Annotated in this window: 28 protein-coding genes; 26 read left to right on the forward strand and 2 right to left on the reverse strand. The window is 44.6% G+C overall.

The genetic code is table 11. The features are described 5' to 3' along the window. From tuaD to Y79_RS0111205, 6 genes are all read left to right on the forward strand, one after another. The gene (tuaD, locus tag Y79_RS0111180; protein WP_016937761.1) at positions 1 to 1,341 is read left to right on the forward strand and encodes a UDP-glucose 6-dehydrogenase TuaD; all 1,341 of its coding nucleotides are present in this window, start codon (positions 1 to 3) and stop codon (positions 1,339 to 1,341) included. Between the two features lie 67 nt (positions 1,342 to 1,408). Then, complete coding sequence (gene tuaE, locus Y79_RS0111185) at positions 1,409 to 2,896, forward strand: teichuronic acid biosynthesis protein TuaE (RefSeq protein ID WP_016937762.1); 1,488 nt, start codon at positions 1,409 to 1,411, stop codon at positions 2,894 to 2,896. Beyond that, positions 2,893 to 3,573 (forward strand): teichuronic acid biosynthesis protein TuaF, encoded by a 681-nt coding sequence (gene tuaF / locus Y79_RS0111190; RefSeq protein WP_016937763.1) that lies wholly within the window; start codon positions 2,893 to 2,895, stop codon positions 3,571 to 3,573. Before tuaE ends, tuaF begins: the two co-directional genes overlap by 4 nt. 23 nt (positions 3,574 to 3,596) lie before the next feature. After that, positions 3,597 to 4,355 (forward strand): teichuronic acid biosynthesis protein TuaG, encoded by a 759-nt coding sequence (gene tuaG / locus Y79_RS0111195; RefSeq protein ID WP_016937764.1) that lies wholly within the window; start codon positions 3,597 to 3,599, stop codon positions 4,353 to 4,355. A 19-nt stretch (positions 4,356 to 4,374) separates the two neighbouring features. Next, a complete protein-coding gene (gene tuaH, locus Y79_RS0111200; protein ID WP_016937765.1) occupies positions 4,375 to 5,571 on the forward strand; it encodes a teichuronic acid biosynthesis protein TuaH in 1,197 nt (398 codons plus the stop codon). 132 nt (positions 5,572 to 5,703) lie between these two features. Beyond that, positions 5,704 to 6,780 (forward strand): glycosyltransferase family 4 protein, encoded by a 1,077-nt coding sequence (locus Y79_RS0111205; protein ID WP_003151382.1) that lies wholly within the window; start codon positions 5,704 to 5,706, stop codon positions 6,778 to 6,780. A 98-nt stretch (positions 6,781 to 6,878) separates the two neighbouring features. On the opposite strand, the gene Y79_RS0111210 is transcribed toward Y79_RS0111205, so the two are convergent. Together Y79_RS0111210 and Y79_RS0111215 are read right to left on the reverse strand one after the other, a co-directional pair. After that, positions 6,879 to 8,111 carry an LCP family protein gene (locus Y79_RS0111210; protein ID WP_016937766.1) on the reverse strand — a complete coding sequence of 411 codons (1,233 nt, stop codon included), beginning with the start codon at positions 8,109 to 8,111 and terminating at the stop codon, positions 6,879 to 6,881. 4 nt (positions 8,112 to 8,115) lie between these two features. Then, complete coding sequence (locus Y79_RS0111215) at positions 8,116 to 8,763, reverse strand: YigZ family protein (RefSeq protein WP_007614107.1); 648 nt, start codon at positions 8,761 to 8,763, stop codon at positions 8,116 to 8,118. A gap of 222 nt (positions 8,764 to 8,985) precedes the next feature. On the opposite strand from Y79_RS0111215, the gene degS reads away from it, so the two are divergent. The 20 genes from degS (at position 8,986) to hpf (ending at position 24,328) form a co-directional block, all read left to right on the forward strand. Then, complete coding sequence (gene degS / locus Y79_RS0111220; protein WP_016937767.1) at positions 8,986 to 10,149, forward strand: two-component sensor histidine kinase DegS; 1,164 nt, start codon at positions 8,986 to 8,988, stop codon at positions 10,147 to 10,149. Between the two features lie 76 nt (positions 10,150 to 10,225). Next, positions 10,226 to 10,915 (forward strand): two-component system response regulator DegU, encoded by a 690-nt coding sequence (gene degU / locus Y79_RS0111225; protein ID WP_003219701.1) that lies wholly within the window; start codon positions 10,226 to 10,228, stop codon positions 10,913 to 10,915. Between the two features lie 97 nt (positions 10,916 to 11,012). After that, positions 11,013 to 11,861 carry a DegV family protein gene (locus tag Y79_RS0111230; protein ID WP_016937768.1) on the forward strand — a complete coding sequence of 283 codons (849 nt, stop codon included), beginning with the start codon at positions 11,013 to 11,015 and terminating at the stop codon, positions 11,859 to 11,861. Positions 11,862 to 11,968: 107 nt separating this feature from the next. Next, the gene (locus tag Y79_RS0111235; protein ID WP_016937769.1) at positions 11,969 to 13,354 is read left to right on the forward strand and encodes an ATP-dependent helicase ComFA; all 1,386 of its coding nucleotides are present in this window, start codon (positions 11,969 to 11,971) and stop codon (positions 13,352 to 13,354) included. A gap of 57 nt (positions 13,355 to 13,411) precedes the next feature. Next, complete coding sequence (gene comFB / locus Y79_RS0111240) at positions 13,412 to 13,696, forward strand: late competence protein ComFB (protein ID WP_016937770.1); 285 nt, start codon at positions 13,412 to 13,414, stop codon at positions 13,694 to 13,696. 3 nt (positions 13,697 to 13,699) lie between these two features. Continuing rightward, positions 13,700 to 14,389 (forward strand): phosphoribosyltransferase family protein, encoded by a 690-nt coding sequence (locus tag Y79_RS0111245; RefSeq protein WP_197083943.1) that lies wholly within the window; start codon positions 13,700 to 13,702, stop codon positions 14,387 to 14,389. Between the two features lie 73 nt (positions 14,390 to 14,462). After that, positions 14,463 to 14,882 carry a TIGR03826 family flagellar region protein gene (locus Y79_RS0111250; protein ID WP_016937772.1) on the forward strand — a complete coding sequence of 140 codons (420 nt, stop codon included), beginning with the start codon at positions 14,463 to 14,465 and terminating at the stop codon, positions 14,880 to 14,882. A 69-nt stretch (positions 14,883 to 14,951) separates the two neighbouring features. After that, complete coding sequence (gene flgM / locus Y79_RS0111255) at positions 14,952 to 15,218, forward strand: flagellar biosynthesis anti-sigma factor FlgM (protein WP_016937773.1); 267 nt, start codon at positions 14,952 to 14,954, stop codon at positions 15,216 to 15,218. Positions 15,219 to 15,232: 14 nt separating this feature from the next. Continuing rightward, complete coding sequence (locus tag Y79_RS0111260) at positions 15,233 to 15,715, forward strand: flagellar protein FlgN (protein WP_016937774.1); 483 nt, start codon at positions 15,233 to 15,235, stop codon at positions 15,713 to 15,715. Between the two features lie 15 nt (positions 15,716 to 15,730). Further along, positions 15,731 to 17,248, forward strand: a complete 1,518-nt coding sequence (gene flgK / locus Y79_RS0111265; RefSeq protein WP_016937775.1) for a flagellar hook-associated protein FlgK — start codon at positions 15,731 to 15,733, stop codon at positions 17,246 to 17,248. 12 nt (positions 17,249 to 17,260) lie between these two features. Then, complete coding sequence (flgL, locus tag Y79_RS0111270) at positions 17,261 to 18,178, forward strand: flagellar hook-associated protein FlgL (protein WP_016937776.1); 918 nt, start codon at positions 17,261 to 17,263, stop codon at positions 18,176 to 18,178. 90 nt (positions 18,179 to 18,268) lie between these two features. Then, a complete protein-coding gene (locus Y79_RS0111275) occupies positions 18,269 to 18,838 on the forward strand; it encodes a DUF6470 family protein (RefSeq protein WP_016937777.1) in 570 nt (189 codons plus the stop codon). A gap of 29 nt (positions 18,839 to 18,867) precedes the next feature. After that, the gene (gene fliW / locus Y79_RS0111280; RefSeq protein ID WP_016937778.1) at positions 18,868 to 19,299 is read left to right on the forward strand and encodes a flagellar assembly protein FliW; all 432 of its coding nucleotides are present in this window, start codon (positions 18,868 to 18,870) and stop codon (positions 19,297 to 19,299) included. Further along, positions 19,293 to 19,517, forward strand: coding sequence for a carbon storage regulator CsrA (gene csrA / locus Y79_RS0111285; protein ID WP_003151402.1), 225 nt, complete (start codon positions 19,293 to 19,295; stop codon positions 19,515 to 19,517). The genes fliW and csrA overlap by 7 nt, the downstream gene beginning before the upstream one ends. Before the next feature lie 143 nt (positions 19,518 to 19,660). After that, entirely contained in the window at positions 19,661 to 20,647 is a 987-nt protein-coding gene (locus tag Y79_RS0111290; protein ID WP_016937779.1) for a flagellin N-terminal helical domain-containing protein, read from the forward strand. A 247-nt stretch (positions 20,648 to 20,894) separates the two neighbouring features. Then, on the forward strand, positions 20,895 to 22,415 hold the full coding sequence (locus Y79_RS0111295; RefSeq protein ID WP_016937780.1) for a flagellar hook-associated protein 2: 1,521 nt from the start codon (positions 20,895 to 20,897) through the stop codon (positions 22,413 to 22,415). Positions 22,416 to 22,434: 19 nt separating this feature from the next. Beyond that, positions 22,435 to 22,836, forward strand: a complete 402-nt coding sequence (gene fliS / locus Y79_RS0111300) for a flagellar export chaperone FliS (RefSeq protein ID WP_016937781.1) — start codon at positions 22,435 to 22,437, stop codon at positions 22,834 to 22,836. Then, positions 22,836 to 23,180, forward strand: coding sequence for a flagellar protein FliT (gene fliT / locus Y79_RS0111305; protein WP_016937782.1), 345 nt, complete (start codon positions 22,836 to 22,838; stop codon positions 23,178 to 23,180). Before fliS ends, fliT begins: the two co-directional genes overlap by 1 nt. A gap of 9 nt (positions 23,181 to 23,189) precedes the next feature. Next, complete coding sequence (locus Y79_RS0111310; protein WP_029575299.1) at positions 23,190 to 23,567, forward strand: DUF8042 domain-containing protein; 378 nt, start codon at positions 23,190 to 23,192, stop codon at positions 23,565 to 23,567. A 194-nt stretch (positions 23,568 to 23,761) separates the two neighbouring features. Next, on the forward strand, positions 23,762 to 24,328 hold the full coding sequence (gene hpf, locus Y79_RS0111315; RefSeq protein ID WP_016937784.1) for a ribosome hibernation-promoting factor, HPF/YfiA family: 567 nt from the start codon (positions 23,762 to 23,764) through the stop codon (positions 24,326 to 24,328). Positions 24,329 to 24,485 lie beyond the last annotated feature (157 nt).

The following is a 24,485-nucleotide window of genomic DNA, read 5'->3' on the forward strand; positions in this document are numbered from 1 at the left end:
GTGAAAAAAATCGCTGTATTAGGAACAGGGTATGTAGGTCTCGTATCTGGAACTTGTTTTGCGGAAATCGGCCATCATGTGACTTGCTGTGACATCAATGAAGCGAAAATCAGAAGCCTGCAAAACGGAGTCATCCCGATATATGAACCGGGGCTTGAGGAATTAGCTGAAAAAAACGTCAGTGCCGGGCGGTTATCCTTTACGGCAGAGATTGGGCCGGCTGTGAAAGCCGCTGATATCATCTATATTGCCGTCGGTACACCGATGTCAAAGACGGGTGAAGCCGATTTGACCTATATCAAGGCCGCGGCGCAAACAATCGGGGAACAGCTGAACGGATACAAAATCATTGTCAGCAAAAGCACCGTTCCGGTCGGGACGGGAAAGCTCGTTTACCAAATCATCAGCGAAGCGTCAAAGGGGAAATATCCGTTTGATGTCGCGTCAAATCCTGAATTTCTCCGTGAAGGCTCGGCGGTGCGGGATACGATGCAGATGGAGCGTGCGGTCATCGGCGCCACAAGCGAACATGCCGCTTCGGTTATTGAAGAGCTTCACAAGCCGTTCCGTACGAAGATCGTTAAGACCAATCTTGAAAGCGCGGAAATGATTAAGTATGCCGCAAATGCTTTTTTAGCCGCCAAAATATCTTTTATTAACGATATCGCAAATATTTGCGAACGTGTCGGCGCGGACATTTCTCACGTGTCAGAAGGCGTCGGCCTTGACAGCCGGATCGGGAATAAATTTCTCCAGGCGGGCATTGGGTTCGGCGGATCCTGCTTTCCGAAAGATACAACGGCTTTATTGCATATCGCAAACAGCGCCGGATATCCGTTTCAAATGATGGAAGCCGTCATTGAAACCAATCAGAAGCAGCGGGTTCTCATAACGGAAAAATTAAACCGCGCCATCGGTTCTGTAAAAGGGAAAACCGTGGCCGTACTGGGGCTGGCCTTTAAACCGCACACAAATGACGTCCGCTCCGCCCCGGCTCTCGATATCATTCCGCATCTTAAAGAGCAGGGCGCTCACGTAAAAGCGTATGATCCGATCGCGATTCCCGAAGCGTCTGCGGCATTAGGAAACGGCGGCATTGACTATTACACAGAGCTGTACAGCGCCATCAAAAATGCGGATGCATGCCTGATTACAACCGATTGGCCGGAAGTCAGGGAGATGGATCTTCAGAGGGCGAAGCAGCTGCTCAAACAGCCGGTCATCATTGACGGCAGAAATATGTTCCCGCTGGAATATATGCGGGTTTCAGGATTCACTTATCATTCCGTCGGACGTCCGGCGGTTCATGCCGATCGGCAAATAAAAGAACTGGCAAGATAGAAAAAGATTTGTCTTCAGGCTCTCGGCAGTCCGGCTCGGCTGCCGGTTTTGGAAAGGGGTTTGCCATGTGATTATCAAACGTTCAGCGGCACATGTTCTTGTGCTGCTTGCCGCTGTCATTACTGGAGGATTTATCATGGTGGAGGCGGTCAGGGCGGATGCCGGCTTCGGAAAAATCACCGTGATGCTGCTTGCCGCCATGATCGGGATTGCCGGTCTTGCTTTGCTATCGGCCTTTGCCACAAACGGTCAGATGTTTATGGGGCTCATTTATGTTCTGATCGCGTGTACATTTTTAAATCAGGCCTTCTTTGCGATCCATCTCGGGTTTTTCAGCTTATTTATATACCGGCTGTTATTAATCGGAGCGGGCGCTCTTCACATCGCCGGCATCCTGACAAACCGTCATCATATTGACAGATGGAATCGAGTGAATGTAAAAGGCATCCTGATGTTTTTCGCCTTATGGTTTACATACGGTCTCATATCGTTATTGTGGGCAAAATCCGTGACGTACGGGATCAAATATTTAGCTTTAATGGCGATGGGCATGTTTCTGATTTATCTCATCGTCATGTTTATTCAGCGCTTTGATCAGCTGATGGTTTTTTACGGCATCTGGCTTGTGATGACCATTTTTGTGATGGCGATCGGCTTTTACAACCATTTTACTCACCACCAACTGCCGAGCTCAACGCTTTATAACGGGCCGCAGTACAAACAGCATTATCCGACGTCCGTTTTCTTTAATCAAAATGATTTTGCGACATTTTTGTGCATCAGTTTCTTTCTGTACGCGGCGGCGGTGAAAAATGTGAAAAACGGCTATGTAAAAGCCGTCAGCCTGCTCTTTGCGATCAGCGCTTTGTATTTAATCATGTTGACCGGTTCGCGCGCGAGCCTGCTGGGCATATGCGCGGGGGCGGCTGTATACGTCTTTATCCTGCTGCCGTCCCTGCTGAAAAAACTCGCGCTGTACGCAGCGGGAGCGGGTGCTGCGCTGTTTGCGGTTTTATTTGCGGCCCGTATCACAAATGCCGTCTTGAATCTGTTTTCAGCTCCGCAGGCGATGCCGGGACAGCACCCGCTTCCATCGAACCTCGCGCGGGCGAATCTTTTAAAGAACGCCTTTTACTACGTAATTGATTCCTGGGGGTTCGGAGTGGGTGCCGGAAACGTCTCGTACTATTTAAAAGCCGAGCCCGTTTATGATACGGGCGGCGTAGTTGAGGTGCACAACTGGCTCGTCGAGATTATGGCGAACTTCGGCGTGCTTGCGATGCTCGGCTATTTGACAGTCTATTTGTACCTTTTTTGGACACTTTATAAATGCCATGAAAGAAAATCGGAAAATCAGTCAAGACTGATCACAGAAGGACTCATCACGGCAATGGCCGGTTTTTTGGTAAGCAGCATCAGCCCAAGCTCCGTTTCAAATTTATTTTTCCACTGGGTATTTCTCTCACTCGTGATTGCGGCGGTCAATATTCTGAGACGTTTACAAAAGGAGCCTGCCGTTACGGCGTACTATGAAAAACAGGGAGATGCGAGATGAAGGATATGTTGACAAGAATAATCCGGCGTATCAAAAAGAATATCATTTGGATCATTGCGCTGCCCGTAGTGCTAGGGGCGGCGGGTTATCTATTGCCGTCAAAAATCACCGGAAGCAGCAGTTTCACATCGGAAGCCGCGATTGCCGCCGGAAACTATGATCATCCGCTTTATAACAACACAAAAGAAATTCCGCTCCTTTTGACGAGCGATGCTTTTTTAAAACAGGCTCTGCCTGACAAAACAGACGAAGAAAGGACGGCCGTGAAAAGTAAACTGACTGTCGAAACACAATCAGATTCATTGATCACGGTCAGCTACAGCGATCAAAACAAGCAGGCGACCGAATCGGTGTTTCAGGCCGTCATGAAGACTTTTCTGAAGAATGATCAGGAGCTGTTTGAGAAACGGGCAAAAGTGGTCCGGCAGAGCATTGATGCACTTGAAGGAGAAACCGTCAGCGCGGATGCCAAAGTGGATAAGGAAAGATTTTTATACGAATTGAAAAATACACAGCTGAATCTGAAATCAGCCGGCGTCATCAATTCAGAGCCGGTGAGTGAAACGGCGGGACAAGGCATGCCGCCGAAAAAGAAAGCGGTTCTGGGTGTTTTGATCGGCATTGCAGTTGCATTTATGTTCATTGTCATTCCTGAGTTTTTTAGAGAGTCCTTTTAAAAATCTGCGATGGAGATGTGACCATGACAAACTGGAAACCTTTCGTATCTGTCATTACACCGTCTTATAATGCAAGTGAATATATCGAAGACACGATTCAATCCGTTTTACACCAAAGCCATCCGCATTGGGAAATGATCATTGCGGATGATTGTTCAACGGACGGAACGAGAGATATTTTACGGCAATATGAACAAAAGGATGAGCGGATCCGCGTCGTTTATTTAGACGAGAACAAGGGAGCCGCTGCTGCCAGAAATACAGCCCTCGAGCATGCCGAGGGGCGTTATGTCGCATTTTTGGACAGCGATGACAGATGGAAGAAGGAAAAGCTTCAGAAACAGCTGGCGTTTATGTCAGAGCGGTCCTGCGCCTTTTCATTCACGGGCTACAGCGTCATGGAGCAGGACGGAACGCCGACGGATAAAACGATTCAAGCGCCTGAAAGCCTGTCATATGATGAAGCTTTAAAAAACACGATTATCGGATGTTTAACGGTCATGATTGACAGAGAGCAGACGGGGCAGATTCAAATGCCTGATATCAGAACGCGGCAGGATTTGGCGACTTGGCTTTCCCTGCTGAAAAGGGGATTTACAGCTTACGGTTTGAATGAGTGCCTTTCAGAATACAGGCTTGTGCAGAATTCGATTTCAAGCAACAAGTGGAAAGCCGCCAAAAAAACATGGTTTGTCTATAGAGAAATTGAGCGCTTGCACTTTATCAAGGCTTCATGGTGTTTTATGCAATATGCGAAAAACGCGGTCATGAAAAGGCTGTAGGCGTCAGAGGGGCTGGGTGATGAAGGTGGAACCGATTGTTCACGTAATCGTCGGAGCGGCGGAATGGGGTCATGACCGGCTGAGATACAGACGGCACCGGCTGGCTGAATTTCTCGCCCGGCAAAAAGAAACGAAAAGCGTCATTTGGGTATGTCCGTCTCCGCGGGCAAATGACGGACAGATGACCGAAATTTCCGAGGGAATCCGGCAGTTCGCCGTAAAGGATCTCTTCCGGCAAAAAGCATTCCGATTCGGCAGGTATACAGATATGTGCTACAGGCATAAGCTTTCACCGTTGCTGGCCGTGCTGAAGGAAGAAGGAGAAGGGGCCCGCTGCTGCTTATGGTACACCTTCCCCGGTTTTCCGCTTCTATCAGATCTTTACCCTTGGGATGAAGTGATTTACGATTGCAGCGATCTGTGGGCCGCTCCGATCAGCGGCCGTGCCGGTGTGCTGTCAAATGTCAGAAGAAACATCATTAAACAGGCGGAAATGAGAATCATTCAGCGGGCGGATTCCATTACCTGCACATCTGACTTTCTGCACCGGGAGGTCGGAAAAAAGCTGGAGAATCCGCGCCAGAAAGTGTTCACCATTGAAAACGGAGTGGAATATGACCTGTTTTCACGGGAAAATAAACAGCCGGATGAAGACATTTTACGGGGAAGAAACGGAAACGTTCTCGGTTTTATCGGCGGAATCAAACCGAAGCTTGATTTCGCGCTTTTGGCGGAAACCGCAGATTTACGGCCGGAATGGACGATTTTATTGGTAGGCCCGAACACGGCTCACGATGACCCGGATTTCAAGTCGCTTCTGGAACGCCCGAATGTTATATGGACGGGACCCGCCGCGCCGAATGAAGTGCCGTCCTATATGCAGCTCGTCGACATCGGCATTATGCCTTATAAAAATTCACCTTATAATGACGCGGTATTTCCGCTCAAGCTTTTTGAATTTTTAGCCGCCGGGAAACCGGTTGTCGGGTGCAACCTTACTTCTACGGCAAAAATCAAAAGGCCTTTCGTTTATGAATACGTTGAAGGCGGGGACCCCGCAGATTTCATTGCGGCCTGCGAAGCGCTTCTGGCATCGGAACGGAGCGGATCATATGAGGCGTTGCGCCGTGAATTGGCCCGGAGACGGGATTGGAACGTTTTATTCGGCCGAATGCTCGAATGCACGGGTATATTGAAAAATGCGCAATCCCATTAAAAGGGAAAGCGCATTTTTTGATTTGCGTGTTTCTTTTTGATGATGCTTGTTATAATAACTAGTAAGAATTATAATGGAAGGAACGGTTCAATATCAGAAAAGACTTCATATAATTCCAAAGGAGACTTCTTTATGCTTGACGAACGCATGTTTCGCATAGTTGTTGCGTTTTTTGTCTCTCTGCTAACGGTTTTAATCCTAACTCCTATCGTGAAAAAAATTGCGATCAAAATAGGTGCAGTTGACCAGCCCAGCAACCGAAAAGTACATGATAAAATAATGCCCCGTATGGGCGGATTGGCTATCTTTATCGGCGTAGCGGCAGGGGTGCTCGCGGCCGGCATATATAATGAAACGAAGATGACCGCCATCACGGTGGGCGCGTTTATTATTGTTATTTTAGGAATCCTTGATGATAAATACCAATTAAGCGCAAAGGTAAAGTTTTTCGTCCAGTTAGCCGTGGCCATTATGATTGTGAGCACGGGACTGAAAATGGACTTTTTCTCCGTGCCGTTTTTAACGGAACGTTTAGAATTGGGATGGGTCGCTTACCCGCTGACTGTGTTATGGATCGTCGGTATCACTAACGCGATGAACCTGATAGACGGTTTGGACGGACTCGCTGCGGGCCTGTCAGTCATCGGACTGTCTACCATCGCAGTAATGGCGTTATCCGGAGGCAAAATCCTGATTCTGTCACTTTCGCTCGTAGTGATAGGAAGCACACTCGGATTTTTATTTTATAATTTTCATCCGGCAAAAATATTTATGGGAGATACCGGATCGCTCTTTCTCGGATACGTCATCTCAGTACTCTCATTATTGGGTCTTTATAAAAGCGTTACTTTATTCAGTATCATCATTCCGATCATTATTTTGGGCGTGCCGATTTTTGATACGACATTCGCTGTCATCAGGCGGATTTTAAACAAACAGCCGATCTCGGCGCCTGATAAGTCACATATACACCACAGGCTGATGGCCTTCGGGCTTTCACACCGTACGGCTGTCATCATCATTTATTTAATCGGCTTTATTTTCAGCGTCAGTGCAATCCTGCTGAAAAGCGCGACCATATGGCTTTCGCTGTTTATTATTTTTGTATTGATTGTATTTATGCAAATCATAGCAGAGGTCACAGGGTTAGTAAATGAACAATTTAAACCATTTACCAAGTTTTACAAGAGGTTGGTAAAGAAAAATTAAAAAGAGCAGATCATGCAAATGGTCTGCTTTTTTATGGATTCTGCTATTCTCTTATTATATAGAAAAACCCGATCCTTCTCAAAGGATCGGGTTTGCTGTTAATAGCCTGTTGTGCCGCTTGAATTTGTGCTGCCAGACTGTGTGCTGTCCGTTCCGTTTGCACCTGAAGTACCGCTGGTTGAATCGGTTGCGCCGTCTGTTCCTGTGCTGCCGGAAGTCGAACCAGTCGTGCCGTCGTCTGTTCCTGTGCCGCCGGAAGTTGAACCAGTCGTACTGTCCGTTCCGGTGCTGTCAGAAGCAGAATCGGTTGCGGTGCCTTTTCCAGACGGATAATCTAAATGTTTCTGCAAGGTTTGCCGTACCTTTTCGAGATTGACCGGGTCCGCTTGGAAATAATACGTTCCGCGCGTAGTTGCGGTTCCGCCTAAATATAAATCTGACCCTGTTATGGTCAGTGTATCAATCTTTTTGCTGGTAAAGCCGCTGTAAATCTGCTGAAGAGCGAGTCCTTCAGTGATTCGGATATTCGTTTGTACGTTATTGCTCGCTGTTTCAGCGATTTTATCGATTTTAGCAATATTTCCAGCCTTAGACATTTGGTCGATCAGAGCATTGAGGATTTGCTTTTGACGATCATTCCGGCCGAAGTCTCCGCGCTTATCCTGCTTTCTCATCCGCGCGTAGGCCAGAGCCTGCTCACCGTTCAAATGCATGTTTCCTTTCTTGAAGTAAATCCGTTTCTTTTTACTGACGTCACTCATCTCGTCGAAGTCAAACGGCACTTTTACATTGACTCCGCCGACTTCATCAATAACATCCTTAAATCCGTTAAAATCCACAGTGACATACTTATCAATCGGAATGTCTAATAAGTCCTCTACGGTCGCCACGGTTTCATCCGCTCCGCCCTTAGCAAAAGCCGAGTTGATTTTTGTTTTTTTACCGGTTGTGTCGCCGGCAAGCGTCACCCGCGTATCACGCGGAATACTCAGCATTTTCATTGTTTTATTTCTCGGATCAAGGGTAACGACAATAAGAGAATCTGATCGTCCGCCTTTTCCGCTAGTGGCATAATTCTCGATCCCCATAAACAAAATGGAGAACGGTTTTTTCTTCATATCGATGACTTCATCCCTCAGTTTTGATTTATCTCCGCGGGAAAGGGCATCATATGCATTATCTGCCGCATTGATCGTTTTGTATACTTTGTACCCGCCGAACCCGGCAGCGACTAACAAAACGAGGGTAAGCAGCAGCAAAATCCGCTTGAAAATAATCTTTCGTTTGCTTTTCTTTTTCTTTCGAACACGCACTCTTACACGTTCAGCCATTACATTAGTCTCCTTTAGGGCTGACGTCTGTTTCTAAATACGTCAGTTCTCCCTCTGTATTCTTACTCTTGCCGTTCGTCAGTTCTGTCATCCATTTTATAAACTCGTCTTTGTCTTTTTCTTCAACGTACGTTTCAAATTCGACGTGATCTGCATAATGGATATCCTTCAGTAAAAAAACTGACTCCCTCAATTCATTCTCTATCTTGCCGAGCCACGTATAATCCGCCGATGTATGCATAATCCGCATCAGCTTCCGCTCCGTAACTCCTATATGATTTAACCCCTCAGACACTGACTTCCCGTATGCACGAATCAATCCGCCTGCTCCGAGCTTTATTCCGCCGAAATACCGGGTAACCACCGCGCAGGTATCTTTCAGGCCGCGTTTTTTCAGCACTTCCAGCATGGGTACGCCTGCTGTGCCGCTTGGTTCTCCGTCATCATTCGCCTTTTGTATATGATCCGTTTCTCCGATCAGATAAGCTGAGCAGTTATGAGTCGCATTCCAGTGCTGTTTTTTAATCTTTTGTATAAATTCCTGCGCTTCCTCTTCAGAAGCAGCACGGCTCAGGTGGCAGATAAAACGTGATTTTTCAATCACAATCTCGTGTTCACCCGTTTCTTTAACAGTTAAATAGCTGTGCAGCATGATTGCTGGACCCTCCTGACAAGCATTAAAAGACTTGTTTCTACAAATTCGAACAGACTTTAGAATTTTTGCGCATATTTTGGTATCATGAAAGAGTAAGATACTATATAAAAATGTTTTTTTCTAGAATATACGCATTCTTTCATTATAATTCGACATAAATTGCAGTTCAATTACATTTATAATAAAAATACATAACAACACCGTTACGGAGGGAGACCGATGAATAAATCGAAGATGGACTCCAAAGTTTTGGATTCTATACTTATGAAAATGCTGAAAACCGTGGACGGGAGCAAGGACGAGGTTTTTCAAATCGGAGAGCAGTCGCGCCAGCAATATGAACAGCTGGTCGAAGAACTCAAACAGATCAAACAGCAGGTCTACGATGTCATTGAACTGGGAGACAAACTTGAAGTTCATACTCGGCACGCAAGAAACCGTTTGTCTGAAGTAAGCAGAAATTTCCATAAGTTCAGCGAAGAAGAGATTCGCAACGCCTATGAAAAGGCACACAAACTTCAAGTGGAACTGACGATGATTCAGCAGCGTGAAAAACAGCTGCGGGAGCGCAGGGATGATCTGGAACGCCGGCTTTTAGGGCTACAGGAAATCATTGAACGGTCAGAATCATTGGTCAGCCAAATAACCGTCGTTCTGAATTACCTGAATCAAGACCTTCGCCAAGTAGGGCTTCTGCTTGCCGATGCGCAGGCTAAACAAGATTTCGGTTTAAGAATTATCGAAGCCCAAGAGGAAGAAAGAAAAAGAGTTTCCAGAGAAATTCATGACGGTCCCGCGCAAATGCTGGCAAATGTCATGATGAGATCGGAATTGATAGAACGGATCTTCCGCGACCGCGGCACGGAGGACGGCTTTCAGGAAATCAGAAATCTTCGGCAAAATGTGCGGAACGCTCTTTACGAAGTCAGAAGGATTATATATGATTTAAGACCGATGGCATTGGATGATCTCGGGCTGATTCCGACACTGAGAAAATATCTTTATACAACTGAAGAATACAACGGAAAGGTGAAAATACATTTTCAGTGCATCGGAGACACGGAGAACAAAAGGCTTGCCCCGCAATTTGAAGTGGCGCTTTTCCGTCTCGCTCAGGAAGCCGTTACAAATGCCCTCAAACATTCAGAATCAGAGGAAATTACGGTAAAAGTGGAAATAACCGCTGATTTTGTCGTTCTTATCATTAAGGACAACGGAAAAGGCTTTGATATTAAGGAAGCTAAACAAAAGAAAAACAAGTCATTCGGCTTGCTGGGAATGAAAGAAAGAGTAGATCTGCTTGAAGGAACGATAACGATAGACTCTAAAATAGGTCTTGGGACATTTATCATGATTAAGGTTCCGTTATCTCTCGGCCTATAATTTGTTAAATAGAGCCAAAAGACATATTGACCGAACAGCGGCGTATATAGAACAATAGGATAAGGAGGCGTAGCGTGTGACTAAAGTAAATATTGTTATTATCGACGACCATCAACTATTCCGTGAGGGTGTAAAAAGAATATTGGATTTTGAACCTACCTTTGAAGTGGTAGCAGAAGGTGACGATGGAGATGAAGCGGCTCGTATCGTCGAGCATTATCATCCCGATGTCGTCATAATGGACATCAATATGCCGAATGTAAATGGAGTAGAGGCTACTAAACAGCTTGTTGAGCTGTACCCTGAATCTAAGGTGATTATCCTCTCCATCCATGATGATGAAAACTATGTGACCCATGCTTTAAAAACAGGCGCAAGAGGGTATCTCCTGAAAGAGATGGACGCGGATACTTTAATTGAGGCAGTGAAAGTGGTAGCCGAAGGCGGTTCGTACCTTCACCCGAAAGTAACCCACAATCTTGTCAACGAATTCCGACGTCTTGCGACAAGCGGAGTTTCCGCTCATCCTCAGCATGAGGTTTATCCGGAAATTCGGAGACCATTACATATATTAACGAGACGGGAATGTGAAGTGCTGCAAATGCTTGCAGACGGAAAAAGCAACCGCGGAATCGGTGAATCATTGTTTATCAGTGAGAAAACAGTGAAAAACCACGTGAGTAATATTTTGCAGAAAATGAACGTTAACGACCGGACACAAGCCGTTGTCGTAGCCATTAAAAACGGCTGGGTAGAGATGCGTTAGTCATGTATGAGAAGACTTGCCATAATAGGCAAGTCTTTTTTTACCGCTTCATATCTATTAAAATACTTATTAAGTACTTAATAAGGCAGGTAAAGTGATGAATATTGCAGTTGTAACAGACAGTACAGCATATATTCCGAAAGAGATGAGAGATGAACATCATATTCATATGATTCCTCTTCAAGTGGTTTTCGGTGAAAAAACATTCCGCGAAGAAACAGAGCTCGACTGGAGAAGCTTTTATAAAGAAGTAAAAAATCATGATGAGCTGCCGACTACGTCACAGCCTTCTTTCGGTGAATTGATCGCATTGTACGAAGAACTGGGCAAAACATATGATGCGGTCATAAGCATACACTTGTCCAGCGGAATCAGCGGAACTTATAACAGCGCCGCTTCGGCAAACGCTATGGTTGATAATATCGAAGTTTATCCTTTTGATTCAGAGATCAGCTGTTTGGCGCAAGGTTTTTATGCATTAAAAGCGGCACAGCTTATTAAAGACGGTGTTGACTCTCCGGAAGAGATTTTAAAAGAGCTGGAAGAAATGAAGAAAACAGTCCGTGCGTATTTTATGGTTGACGATTTATCACATCTGCAGCGGGGCGGGCGCCTAAGCAGTGCTCAGGCATTTATCGGCGGTCTGTTAAAGGTAAAGCCTATTCTTCATTTTGACAATAAGGTAATTGTTCCTTTTGAGAAGATTCGGACACGCAAAAAAGCGATTTCTAGAATTTTTGAGCTGTTTGGCGAGGATGCAAGTAAAGGAATCCCGATGCGGGCAGCTGTCATTCATGCAAACAGGGAGGAAGAAGCCGCGGATATTATTCAAGAATTAAGCGGTAAATACCCTCATGTCGAATTCTATAACAGCTATTTCGGTGCCGTGATCGGAACGCATTTGGGCGAAGGCGCCATCGGAATCGGCTGGTGCTTTAAAAACTAAGTGAAAATCTCCGTTTTCAAGGGCGGAGATTTTTTTATTTTTTAATTTTCGGGATTCGACAAAAAAATTCCCGGCAGGCATACTTTGAGCAGAAAGGAGGCAGAGAGATGTCCGAAGATGCTTCAGAATTTTCAGAGGTGCGGGATTTCTTTTACGGCAGGCATTTGTTGAGATCTGAGATACCGTTTTCAGATCAGCGTATCAATCCTTTTATAGAAAAAGAATATATAACGGCCGAGCCGTCTGTCATCCGCAGGAAAAACCGTTACGTCTGCCGCCGATGCGGCCAGTCTGACCAATCCTGCTTTGCCGCATTCTGGGCGCCTTCTGCCAAAAGACATATTACCTATTGCCGTGCCTGTGTCGTCATGGGAAGGGCTGATGAACTGACGTCAGTATATTCTTGGAATCAAACCTCAGAAAGCAGCTGGGAGCCTGTAAAGCTTGCTTGGGAAGGAACACTGACAGACGGACAGAAGCAGGCGGCCGGCGCGCTTATAAAAGCGATAAAAGAGAAACAAGAGCTGTTAGTGTGGGCGGTTTGCGGATCAGGGAAAACAGAGATGCTGTTTCCGGGTATAGAGTTTGCGCTGAATCACGGATTGCGGGTCTGTGTCGCAACTCCGCGTACAGATGTCGTGCTTGAACTTCTGCCGAGACTGAAAAAAGCATTTGAGAATGTTGAAGTTTCAGCTCTGTACGGCGGCAGTGAAGACAAAGGCAGTTTAACTCCGCTAATGATTTCAACCGCTCACCAGCTGATGCGCTATCGTGATATTTTTGATGTCATGATAATAGATGAAGTGGATGCATTTCCTTTTTCAGCCGATGAGACATTAAGATTCGCGGTTGATAAATCCAGAAAGAACAACAGCGCCCTTGTTTATGTAACGGCAACTCCTTCAGACGCATTAAAAAAGAAGGCTGAAGCCGGTTTGCTGAAAAGCGTCCGCATACCGGCCAGATATCATCGGAAACCTCTCCCGGAGCCGCGTTTTTTATGGTGCGGCAATTGGAAGAAGAAGCTCGAGAAAGGAAAACTGCCGCACTCAGTAACGGATTGGGTCCGGCAAAAACTTCAATCACGGCTGCCGGTTTTCTTATTCGTTCCGTCTGTACATGTATTGAAAAAGACAACGGATTATTTTCAGAAATTAAACGTAAGGGCAGAAGGCGTACATGCGGAAGACACATTCAGAAAGGATAAAGTGAAACGGTTCAGAGACGGCCGGCTTGATCTGCTGGTAACAACTACGATTTTAGAAAGAGGAGTTACCGTACCCAAAGTTCAGACATGTGTCCTCGGCGCAGAAGCACCTATCTTTACTGAGAGCGCACTCGTGCAGATCGCAGGCAGAACGGGAAGGCACTATAAACATTTCAGCGGTGATGTCGTCATGTTTCATTTCGGAATGACAAACGGAATGAAAAAAGCAAAAAAACATATAGAACATATGAACAAATTGGCACAAAAAAGTAAATTGTTGGACTAGTTAATTTCAGAAAACGTGATACAGTATACTCATACTTTCCTATGAGGAGCTGTCAACATGCTTGTCAATTCTAAAGAAATCATATTAAGGGAACTTCTCGACCGCCATATGCCTCAGCTTCATATGAAATGCACATGCCGCGTATGCAAAAATGATGTACTGGCTCTTTCATTAAACCGGGCTGAACCGGCATATGTTACTGATAAAAAGAAAGTTGCTTATGCAAAAGCAGAGATGGTTGATAAACAGAAAAATACGGCGCTGCTTGTCATTCTGGCTGAATCAGCCGCGATTGTTTCAGTTAAACCAAGCGAGTTCTGTGAAAATCGGGAAGGAGCGTAATCTCTGAATTGTTTATTGTGTGATTCACCAATTTCAAGTTCACTGACCTGGAGATCTCTATTTTCCCTTGCGCCGGAACAAGAGGTATGCAGCGCATGCAGCAATCAATTCGAAAAAATTGAAGGTCCCGTATGCTGTTTGTGCGGAAGGTCTCAGGAGTCAAATGAAAAATGCGCTGATTGCATGTCGCGGGAATCAAAAACGGAAAAGCGTTTTTTGCTGCGGCAGAACCGTTCGGTATATTTGTATAATGATGCGATGAAGGATGCATTGGCCCGGTTTAAATTTCGGGGTGATGCGAAAATCATTCAAGCATTTGAACGTGATTTTGCTGCCGGCTTTAAAGCGGCATACCCGGCAAATACACATACCCTCGTCCCTATTCCGCTGAGCGGCGAACGGCTGGCGGAACGCGGATTCAATCAATCCGAGCTGCTGGCCTCTTTGCTCGGAATGCCCGTCATTTACCCCCTCATCCGACTGAACAATGAAAAACAATCCAAAAAAAGCAAAACAGAAAGGCTCTCCGCAGAAAAAAAGTTTTCAGCTGCTGAAAACTCCGTCGAAGGTATGAACGTCATTTTAATAGACGATATTTATACGACGGGCGCCACACTGCATCAAGCTGCCGAAGCTCTGCTGACAGCAGGCAAAGCGTTATCGGCCTCCTCTTTTACTTTAATCAGGAGCTAAATCATTCATTTTTTCTGCCGATATAATTGATAGAAATATAAGGCAGATAAATGAAGGAATAGGAGTTAAAACGATGGGTGAATTGGCAAATTGTCCAAAATGCAATGCTCTATTTTTTAAAACGAACCTGCAGACCGTATGCCAGGCATGTATTAAAGAAGAAGAAAAAGCATTTGAAACCGTCTATAAATTTTTAAGAAAGCAGATCAACAGACAGTCGACGATGCAGCAGATTACTGAGGAAACAGGTGTGGAAGAAGAGCTGATCCTCAAGTTTATCAAACAAAAAAGGATTCAAATCAGCCATCTTCCGAATTTGGCATACCCTTGCGAAAGGTGCGGAAATCCGATCAGGACGGGGAAATTCTGCAAGTCCTGTCAGACTGATATCGAGTCGCAATTAGATCATATGAACCAAGAAACAGCTGCTGAATTCAAAGAGAAAAATGGTACTAAAGACACATACTATGCCTATAATACCAAAAACACCTGATTCCCTAAACTAACTGATAACGCAGTCGATAAAAGAATTAGACTGCGAACAGAAAGCGAGAGGAATCCAATGAAAATCAATCAGTACGGAACACAATCCGTTAATCCATACCAAAAAAATTACGAAAAGCAAGCCGTACAAAAAGAGGCTGCAAAGCCGAAAGACAAAGTGGAAATTTCTTCTCATGCAAAAGAGCTTCAAAATGCGTCAGATGCGGTCACTAAAACACGTCAGGAAAAAATCGCTCAGCTGAAAGCGGATATAGAGAGCGGAACATATAAAATAGATTCAAACAGCATCGCTGAAAAAATAATGAATTTCTATAAAAAGCAATAAAAAGGAGAAAGCCAATGTCAGCAAAGCCAATTATCGATCAACTGAAGCGACTTTGCGCACTGCATGAACATCTGCTCACGCTGTCTGAGGAGAAAACGGAAGCGCTGAAAGCAGGTAAAACAAAAGAGCTTTCCAACATATTAACCAAAGAGCAAAAGTATATTCAGGCAATCGGGCAGACTGAAGAAGAGCGAATCAAGTTAACTTCCCAGTTTCTCAGCCGCGATGAAGATAACACAATTGCTGCATGTATCTCAAGAACTTCAGGCAGTGAAAAACAGGAGCTTGAAGGATTATTTCACTCTTTATCTGCGCTTCTTAACCGTCTGAAAGAAGTGAACGAGATGAATAAGCAGCTCACGATTCAGGCTTTGCAATTCATCTCAGGGGCATTCGATATGATCATGCCGGATGAAAAAGAGAATATGAATTATAAAGAGCCGCAAGCTTCGCGCCAGCCTGTCAGCCGTTTGACATTATTCGATTCAAAAGCTTAGAACGGAGGATTTTCAATGCCATCGACATTTATGGGGCTCGAAACAGCAAGACGTGCACTGAGTGCGCAGCAGACTGCATTGAGCACAGTTTCAAATAACGTTGCAAATGCAAATACAGAAGGATATACAAGGCAGCGCGTCACATTACAATCGACGAGCCCTTACCCTGCTGTATCAAAAAACAGTGATCTGACGGCCGGCCAAATCGGAACCGGGGTCAAAGCCGGTTCAGTGGAGCGTGTCAGAGACAGTTTTTTAGACTATCAGTACAGAACTGAAAATACAAAATTAGGCTACTATACAGCCCGTTCCAATTCATTGTCGCAAATGGAAGGCGTCATGAAAGAGCTTGATGATAACGGATTAAACGGATCACTCAGTTCGTTTTGGAATGCTCTTCAGGACCTGGCGACGAACCCGGAAAATACGGGAGCGCGCTCAGTCTTGCAGGAGCAGGGGAAATCTCTTGTCGAGAGTTTTAACTATATATCAAGCTCTTTGACTAACATTCAGGGGGATATTAAAAAGAACCTGGATAACACAGCGGATCAGGCCAATTCAATTTTAAATCAGCTGAATGACCTTAATACTCAAATAGCGGCAGTTGAGCCGAGCGGTATGCTTCCTAATGATTTATATGACCAAAGAGACAGATTGATTGACCAACTATCTTCTATGGCAAATATAAAAGTTTCATATAATAAGTCTGGCGGACATGCCTTGGCGACTGCTGAGGGCACGGTCAACGTGGAATTGCTGAACGGAAACAACAATTCTCTCGGAACACTGCTTGATGGTAATACAAAAACCGTTTCAGAAATGAAAATCAACTACGACCAGGACAGCGGTCTTGTGTCAAGCGTATCCGTCGGCAGCAATGCGGTTAATGCGGATGCATTTACCGGCAAAGGCTCACTTTTAGGTCTTATTGAGTCATACGGCTATATGTCAAATGGAGAAGAAAAGGGCCTTTATCCTGAAATGATGACTGCTCTTGATAATATGGCGCTCTCCTTTGCTGACGCGTTTAATGCAGTTCACGAAAAAGGAAAGACCTATACAGGCGAACAGGGCGCAGCATTTTTTGATTTCAGCGGTGATGAAGCGGTGCCGGTAAAAGGGGCGGCAGCCAAAATAAAAGTCAGTGACAAAGTCCTTGCGTCTACAGACAATATCGCAGCGTCGTTAAACGGAGAAAAAAGCGACGGCACAAACGCGACAAACCTGGCAGCCGTGCAGAACAGCAAGCTGACAATTAACGGTGAAACCACTACAATTAATGACTTTTATGAATCCCTTATCGGCAAGCTGGGCGTTAATTCACAAAAAGCGGCCAATCTTATGAACAACTCTGAAAGCAACACCCTTTCGGCCGATCAGCGGAGACAATCAGTCAGCGCCGTGTCATTAGATGAAGAAATGACAAATATGATTCAGTTTCAGCACGCTTATAATGCCGCTGCGCGAATCATAACGATGCAGGATCAAATATACGATAAAATTATTAACGGTATGGGCACCGGAGGAAGATAAGGAGATAAGTAAATGAGAGTAACTCAAGGGATGATCGCAAAAAATTCTCTTCGATTTATCGGCTCAAGTTATGACAAGCTCGATCGGCTTCAGCAGCAAGTGTCTACGGGGAAAAAAATCACCAAAGCTTCTGATGATCCGGTCGTCGCAATGAAGGGAATGCAGTACCGTACTCAGCTTGCGCAGGTCAACCAGTATCAGCGGAATGTTTCGCAAGGTTTCACATGGCTGGAAAACTCGGAATCCAGCGTAAACTCAGAGACGGATATTATGGGGAAAATCCGAGACTTGATGATTAAGGCAAAAAGTGATTCGAACGGTGAAACGGAATTAAAAGCAATCGGTACAGAAATCGGCCAGCTGAAAAAGCAGCTCGTTTCTGTCGCGAATACTCAAGTGAACGGGCGTTACCTGTTTAACGGAACAAATTCAGATGTCCCGCCGATCACTGAAAATGCCGACGGCACGTATACGTACAACTATGAAAATTACACGAGTGCTTCGGATGTTAATATCAACATTTCGAACGGGGCAGTGCTGAAAGTGAATTCTGACCCGAAATCAGCTTTCGGGGGCGTCGCTCAAAATGGAGATAATGTATTTGAATTTCTCAACTCATTAGAAGCTTCTTTAAGCAAAGGTACGCTCTCTGAAGCAGATTCAAATCAAATTCTGTCAGACATCGACGGTTTTACTGACAAAATGAATGCTGAAAAATCCAATATCGGCGCCCGAACAAACCGTTTGGAACTCATTAAGACAAGGTTGGAATCTCAAGCTGCTACCGCTGAAAAAGTATTGTCAGATAATGAAGATGTAGAAATGGAAGATGTGATTGTTGATTATTTATCTCAGCAGACGGTTCATAAAGCTGCGCTGTCAGTAAATGCGAATATCATTCAGCCGTCACTGATCGACTTCCTGAAATAATAGATGAAACGTCTTATATATATATAAAAAGCGACTCACAACAGGGAGATCGCTTTTTTTACTAGAACACTCTAAAGAGGAGGGGTCTCTATGCAGATGCCGAGATTGATTATTGACAGTGTGCCTGCTAAAATCGGTATAACCTTTCAGAAGGAAGAAATCGAGATGGAACAGCCGCCCGCTGACCTGGAAATCGAGCAGCCGCCGGCAGAGCTGAACATTGAAAGCACGCCGGCCAAACTGACGATTGATCAGACGAGGGCGTGGGAGAACTTAAATCTGAAATCATTTGAGAAGCTGAACGCTGAAGCCGCCCAGAAAGGTGCGCAAGCATGCAGTGAGTTTATTGCGAAAACAGTCAGAGAAGGGAAGGAAATGGCGGCTATTGAAAAGAAAACCGGCAATGTGATGGCCCGGCAGGTAGCAGATGTCAGTCCGCCTGATCCATTTGGCGAATTCAGCGATTTTCTGCCTGCGCAGTTTCTCGTTGACATTGACTGCATTCCTTCAAAGCTTACGGTTGATATTGAAGCCCGCAAACCTTCAATTGAAGCCACCGCCCATAAACCGGTATGGAATTACACACCGGGGAAAGTTCAGATTGATATGAGGCAAGACCCTAAAGTGACGATTTCGGTTGACGACGGTAATACAGAATAAAAGATGAAAGTGGTAAAGGATTGTGAAGCATGATTATTAAAACAAAATATCACGGAGAAATCAGAATAGACGAAGGGCAGATTATCTCATTTGAAAACGGGCTGCCGGGATTTAATGACGAGACTCAATTTGTTGTTCTTCCTTTGTCGGAAGATTCACCGTTTTTGGCGCTGCAGTCTGTCAAACAGGAGCATATCGCCTTTATTGTCGCCAGTCCGTTTATTTTCTTTAAAGGATACGAATTTGACATTGACCAATCGACTCTGGAGCTTTTGCACATTGAAGATATAGAGGACGTCGAAGTGATGGCGATTTTAACGCTGGAAGAGCCTTTTGAAAACACGACCGCCAATTTAAAAGCGCCGATTATCGTGAATAAAAAGGAAATGAAGGCGAAACAAATCATTTTACATGATGCTTCCTATGAAACAAAACATTTGATAGGAGGAGGATCATGCTAGTTCTCTCGAGAAAAGTGAATGAGTCCATTCAAATCGGGCCGGATATTGAAATCAAGGTGATTGCCATCGAAGGAGAGCAAGTGAAACTGGGAATTGAAGCGCCGCAGCACGTGGATATTCATCGGAAGGAAATATACTTGTCTATCCTGGAAGAGAATAACAGAGCTGTATCTTTTAATACTGATTTATTACTTAATTTATCCTCACAAAAAAAGTGAGGATTTTTTTATTTTCAATATAAACAATAGAAGCGGCCGTCCGATATATATAGTGTAGCCAATGAGAGGAAAATTTTCTTCAAAAATGATGCTGCACAAATGCACAAGGACGTGCGAAAAACAATTCAGGGAGGAAATACAAAATGAGAATCAACCACAATATCGCGGCTCTTAACACTAGCCGTCAGTTGAATGCAGGTTCAAGCTCTGCTGCAAAAAACATGGAAAAATTATCTTCAGGTCTTCGCATCAACCGCGCTGGTGATGACGCAGCGGGTCTTGCGATCTCTGAAAAAATGCGTTCTCAAATCCGCGGTTTAGACATGGCGTCTAAAAATGCTCAAGACGGAATCTCTCTTATCCAAACATCTGAGGGTGCATTGAACGAAACTCACAGCATTCTTCAGCGTATGAGCGAGCTTGCTACACAAGCGGCGAACGATACAAACACAGATTCAGACCGTTCTGAGCTTCAAAAAGAGATGGACCAATTATCATCTGAAGTAACAAGAATTTCTACTGACACTGAGTTCAACACGAAGAAACTTCTTGACGGAACTGCGAAAAACCTTACGTTCCAAATCGGAGCTAACGAAGGCCAAACAATGAGCCTGTCTATCAATAAAATGGATTCTGAAAGCCTGAAAGTCGGTACAACTTATACAGCAAATGCTGACGGATCTAAAATTACAGATAAAGATGGAAATGAAGCAACACTTGTAACTGACGGTTCTAAAGGACCGAATGGCTACTATGATGCTGCTGATAAATTAGTTTATCAAGCTGACAGTGCTGTGGCTGGAGATTCTAAAGTAACAAAAGGTATCGACATCTCATCTTCAGCTAAAGCTGCGTCTTCAGCTCTTACAACAATCAAAACAGCTATCGACACAGTATCTAGCGAGCGCGCTAAACTTGGTGCGGTTCAAAACCGTTTAGAGCACACAATCAACAACCTTGGTACTTCTTCTGAGAACCTGACTTCTGCTGAATCACGTATCCGTGACGTAGACATGGCTTCTGAGATGATGGAGTACACGAAAAACAACATCCTTACTCAGGCTTCTCAAGCAATGCTTGCGCAAGCTAACCAACAGCCTCAGCAAGTTCTTCAATTGCTTAAAGGTTAATGACGGAAAGATCCTGGTTCTCCAGGGTCTTTTTTTATTTCTGCAGCTTTTCCCCCTCATCATGCCAAAGAACCCTATTGACAAAATGAAACGTTATAATTTGCAGTTAAATTATTGAAAACCTTTTAATCTGACCGATATAAGAATAAGATCATACATTTATGGAGCTGTGATATGATAAACAGTCGGAAACTCACTGTTGTCATAGAGCCGTCTACGACTAAACGCCGAAAAGGAGAGGGTACATATGGTCACAAGAATCACAGGCCTTAATTCCGGTCTTGATGTAGATTCTCTGGTGAAAAAAATGATGGATGCCGAAAAGCAGCCGCTTAATAAATTAAACCAGCAAAAGCAGACGCTTGAATGGAAGCGCGATGCTTATCGGGAAATGAATACCCAGATTGCTGACATGTATTCCACTACATTTAATAATATGCTGATGTCCACAAACTGGAATAAAAAAACAGTAACAAGTTCGGATTCCAGTGTCAGCGCGGCGGCTGTCAGTGCTGAACAGAATATTTCAACGAGCATGTCTGTACAGCAGCTGGCTACGCCGACGACTTATAAATCCTCAGGGGCCATCAATTTCACTTCGGGTCAAAGCCAAACATTGAAATTCAATGTCACAAATCCGGGCGAAACGAAGCCGACTGAGGTAAACGTCACGATCGCCGCAACCGATACGATTGATGATGTGGTCACCAAACTAAACAGCTCGGGCCTCGGGGTGACGGCCTTAAAAGAGAAAATCTCCAACGGCACGGATTATGTGGATACGATCGCGTTTACTTCCAATAAAACGGGAGAAGGGTTTGCCCTTGCCGCAGGTGATGACGCAACTAAAAGCTTCCTGAAAGATCAGCTCGGTTTTGCCGTTGATGATACAACGAATGAACTTACGGCCAATGCCGAAGGGAAAAACGCGAAGTTTACGTTCAACGGGCTTGAAATGACAAAAACGTCAAATAACTTTACGATCAACGGCATCAAATACACGCTGAACAGCGTGACGGACAGCAATAAAACGGTTACGATTAACAGCACGACTGATACGGACGGCATTTTTAACAACATTAAAGATTTCGTTGATAAATACAATACGTTAATTAAAAGCGCAAACGAGAAGGTGACAGAATCAAAATACCGTGATTATACGCCGTTAACCGATGAACAAAGAGAAGCGATGACCGATAAGCAGGTTGAGCAGTGGGAGGCAAAAGCCAAAAGCGGTTTATTACGGAGCGACAGCACGCTGCAGAACGGTTTGGCGGAGATGCGGCTTGATCTGTACTCAACGGTTACGATTGACGGAAAAAAATATCAGCTTGCCGATTTCGGAATTGAGACGTCTGATAGTTATACGGATCAAGGAAAGCTTGTCATTAAAGACGAAGCGAAACTGAAACAGAAAATTACCGAGAATCCTGCTCTCGTGGCTAAACTGTTTAATGCAGACAGCCCTGATACAGCGAAAACCAAAAACCCGGAGGAACAGGGGATTGCCCGGAGATTAAAAGACACATTAAATAAAATGCAGATTCAAATTTCAAAACAGGCGGGTACGGAAAGCTCGGTATCAACCAGCTTTGCCATCGGAAAAAGCCTGGATGAAATAGAAACAAATATTTCCAATATGAAAACGAAGCTGGATGACATCGAGACGAGATATTATAAAAAGTTCAGCGCACTGGATACGGCATTGGAGAAATTGAACAGCCAATCTTCATATCTCACGTCAATGTTAGGATCTTCAACATCATAACCTTGGAGGTTTTATAAAAATGGCAATAAATAATCCTTTTGCTGCTTATCAGCAGACATCCGTCTTTACAGCCGCTCCGGAAGAGCTGACCCTTATGCTTTATAACGGCTGCCTGCGATTCATTAAGCTGGCAAGGCAGGCGATGAAGCAAAACAACCATGAAGCCAAAAATGAAAATATCGTAAAGGCGCAAAACATCATTCAAGAGCTCAGCATCACGTTAAACCGGGAGATTGAGATTTCTGAACAAATGTCATCAATCTATGATTACATACGCCGCCGCCTGATTGAAGCGAACGTGCAGAATAATGAAGGATTTTTAGATGAAGCGGAAAAGCTTGTTACTGAATTCCGCGATACGTGGAAACAAGCCATGCAGAGCGAACGGAAAAACAGCCACGGTGCGGGCGGCCTTGCCTGATGAACAGCAATGTCCTTTCTTTGTATAACGAAACGAAGAACATGCACGCCGCACTGAAGGATGCCCCGGAAAGCGACGGCCTCATCAGCAGCTTTACAGCATTTACGGAGAAAAGGGAGGAGATGCTTGCGGGCATAAAGCCGCCTTTTTCCGAAGAAGAAAAAACGCTGCTTCAGCAGGTGGCCGTGATGGACCGCTTGATTACCGGGGAAGTGAAACGGATCCAGGACGGCATCCGAAATGAAATAAAAACACTCAAGAAAAAACGGGTGTACCATAATACGTATTTTAATCTGTATCATCAAACGACAAGTGACGGCCGTTATTACGACAAACGCAAATAGGTGAGTGTTTTGAGAAGTTTGAACGATTACCATTTGGTGTCAGCATACTACCAGCTTCTTTTTACCATTGATGAGGGGCTCTGCTACCTATTGGATACGCAGGATGATTTTTTCAAGACGGAGGGCGAGCGGATTTACAACGATTTGATTCAGGCTTTTTTTCATCTCGATTCCTCTCATGCGCTTCTCTTGTCTATCGTTGAGTGCCGATGCGTGGAGACGGCGATTCGGTCATTTGACGAGATTTTTCAGGATTTCAGCATGTTAAATGATTATGATTTCCCGTCCGCTCCATTTCAGGAGTTTTTAAAAACCATCTTTCTGCCGCATTATAAGGTGTGGATGGAGCAGACGCACGACTGCATCAAACCGTATGTTCTTCACTAGACCTGCTGCAAGCGGCAGGTCTTTTGCCTGCGTCCTCTGCATATACTGATAATCCTGCCGGAAGCAGCGGATATAAGCCGACACCATTCGTCATCGTTCACCGAATTTACACATTATTTTAACGTTTCAGCAGGGATCAGAAGGGGAAAAAGAGAAATAGTTACATATCCTTAGATAAAGGGAGGCGTTCTTTGATGAACTACAATATCAGAGGAGAAAACATTGAGGTTACACCTGCGTTAAAGGATCATGTGGAAAGAAAAATCGGCAAGCTGGAACGATATTTCGAGCAGAGCGTCAATGCCGATGTGAACGTCAACTTAAAATTCTATAATGATAAGGAATCCAAAGTTGAAGTCACCATTCCGATGACTGATCTGGCGCTTCGTTCTGAAGTGCATAACGAGGATATGTACAATGCAATTGATCTCGCAACAAACAAGCTGGAACGTCAAATCCGAAAGCATAAAACAAAAGTCAACCGAAAATTCCGCGAGCAGGGTCTTCCGAAACATTACTTCGAGAACGGAAGCGCAGCTGATACAAACGTAGCGGTTCAGGACGAAATTGAAGATGACAGCCCGGAAATTGTCCGTCAGAAACGTTTTAATTTAAAACCGATGGATAATGAAGAAGCGATTCTCCAAATGAATATGCTCGGACATAATTTCTTCGTATTCACCAACGCGGAAACGAATCTCACAAATGTCGTTTACCGCCGAAATGACGGCAAATACGGATTAATTGAACCGACTGAATAAACCATCCAGCCTTCCGTGAACGCGCGGAAGGTTTTTCTCTATACTTTATCTGCAAATTCTTTGGAAATAACCAAAGGTATGTTATGATAATGAGAGGTATACATGGACAGAAAATTATCATTTATTCCATGCGAAATCTGCATGTGAACATAGAGGA

The organism is Bacillus siamensis KCTC 13613, from assembly GCF_000262045.1.
GTDB lineage: Bacteria > Bacillota > Bacilli > Bacillales > Bacillaceae > Bacillus > Bacillus siamensis.

Excerpts from the sequence above, each read along its gene's own strand:
- tuaH (WP_016937765.1), top strand. The coding sequence starts at position 4,375 with ATGAAGGTGGAACCGATTGTTCACGTAATCGTCGGAGCGGCGGAATGG.
- fliW (WP_016937778.1), top strand. The coding sequence starts at position 18,868 with ATGATTATTAAAACAAAATATCACGGAGAAATCAGAATAGACGAAGGG.
- Y79_RS0111215 (WP_007614107.1), bottom strand. The coding sequence starts at position 8,763 with ATGCTGCACAGCTATTTAACTGTTAAAGAAACGGGTGAACACGAGATT.
- Y79_RS0111275 (WP_016937777.1), top strand. The coding sequence starts at position 18,269 with ATGCAGATGCCGAGATTGATTATTGACAGTGTGCCTGCTAAAATCGGT.
- flgK (WP_016937775.1), top strand. The coding sequence starts at position 15,731 with ATGCCATCGACATTTATGGGGCTCGAAACAGCAAGACGTGCACTGAGT.
- Y79_RS0111295 (WP_016937780.1), top strand. The coding sequence starts at position 20,895 with ATGGTCACAAGAATCACAGGCCTTAATTCCGGTCTTGATGTAGATTCT.
- Y79_RS0111260 (WP_016937774.1), top strand. The coding sequence starts at position 15,233 with ATGTCAGCAAAGCCAATTATCGATCAACTGAAGCGACTTTGCGCACTG.
- Y79_RS0111250 (WP_016937772.1), top strand. The coding sequence starts at position 14,463 with ATGGGTGAATTGGCAAATTGTCCAAAATGCAATGCTCTATTTTTTAAA.
- hpf (WP_016937784.1), top strand. The coding sequence starts at position 23,762 with ATGAACTACAATATCAGAGGAGAAAACATTGAGGTTACACCTGCGTTA.
- flgL (WP_016937776.1), top strand. The coding sequence starts at position 17,261 with ATGAGAGTAACTCAAGGGATGATCGCAAAAAATTCTCTTCGATTTATC.
- Y79_RS0111290 (WP_016937779.1), top strand. The coding sequence starts at position 19,661 with ATGAGAATCAACCACAATATCGCGGCTCTTAACACTAGCCGTCAGTTG.
- flgM (WP_016937773.1), top strand. The coding sequence starts at position 14,952 with ATGAAAATCAATCAGTACGGAACACAATCCGTTAATCCATACCAAAAA.
- tuaG (WP_016937764.1), top strand. The coding sequence starts at position 3,597 with ATGACAAACTGGAAACCTTTCGTATCTGTCATTACACCGTCTTATAAT.
- tuaF (WP_016937763.1), top strand. The coding sequence starts at position 2,893 with ATGAAGGATATGTTGACAAGAATAATCCGGCGTATCAAAAAGAATATC.
- fliT (WP_016937782.1), top strand. The coding sequence starts at position 22,836 with ATGAACAGCAATGTCCTTTCTTTGTATAACGAAACGAAGAACATGCAC.
- Y79_RS0111235 (WP_016937769.1), top strand. The coding sequence starts at position 11,969 with ATGTCCGAAGATGCTTCAGAATTTTCAGAGGTGCGGGATTTCTTTTAC.
- Y79_RS0111210 (WP_016937766.1), bottom strand. The coding sequence starts at position 8,111 with ATGGCTGAACGTGTAAGAGTGCGTGTTCGAAAGAAAAAGAAAAGCAAA.
- Y79_RS0111230 (WP_016937768.1), top strand. The coding sequence starts at position 11,013 with ATGAATATTGCAGTTGTAACAGACAGTACAGCATATATTCCGAAAGAG.
- csrA (WP_003151402.1), top strand. The coding sequence starts at position 19,293 with ATGCTAGTTCTCTCGAGAAAAGTGAATGAGTCCATTCAAATCGGGCCG.
- degS (WP_016937767.1), top strand. The coding sequence starts at position 8,986 with ATGAATAAATCGAAGATGGACTCCAAAGTTTTGGATTCTATACTTATG.
- comFB (WP_016937770.1), top strand. The coding sequence starts at position 13,412 with ATGCTTGTCAATTCTAAAGAAATCATATTAAGGGAACTTCTCGACCGC.
- fliS (WP_016937781.1), top strand. The coding sequence starts at position 22,435 with ATGGCAATAAATAATCCTTTTGCTGCTTATCAGCAGACATCCGTCTTT.
- Y79_RS0111205 (WP_003151382.1), top strand. The coding sequence starts at position 5,704 with ATGCTTGACGAACGCATGTTTCGCATAGTTGTTGCGTTTTTTGTCTCT.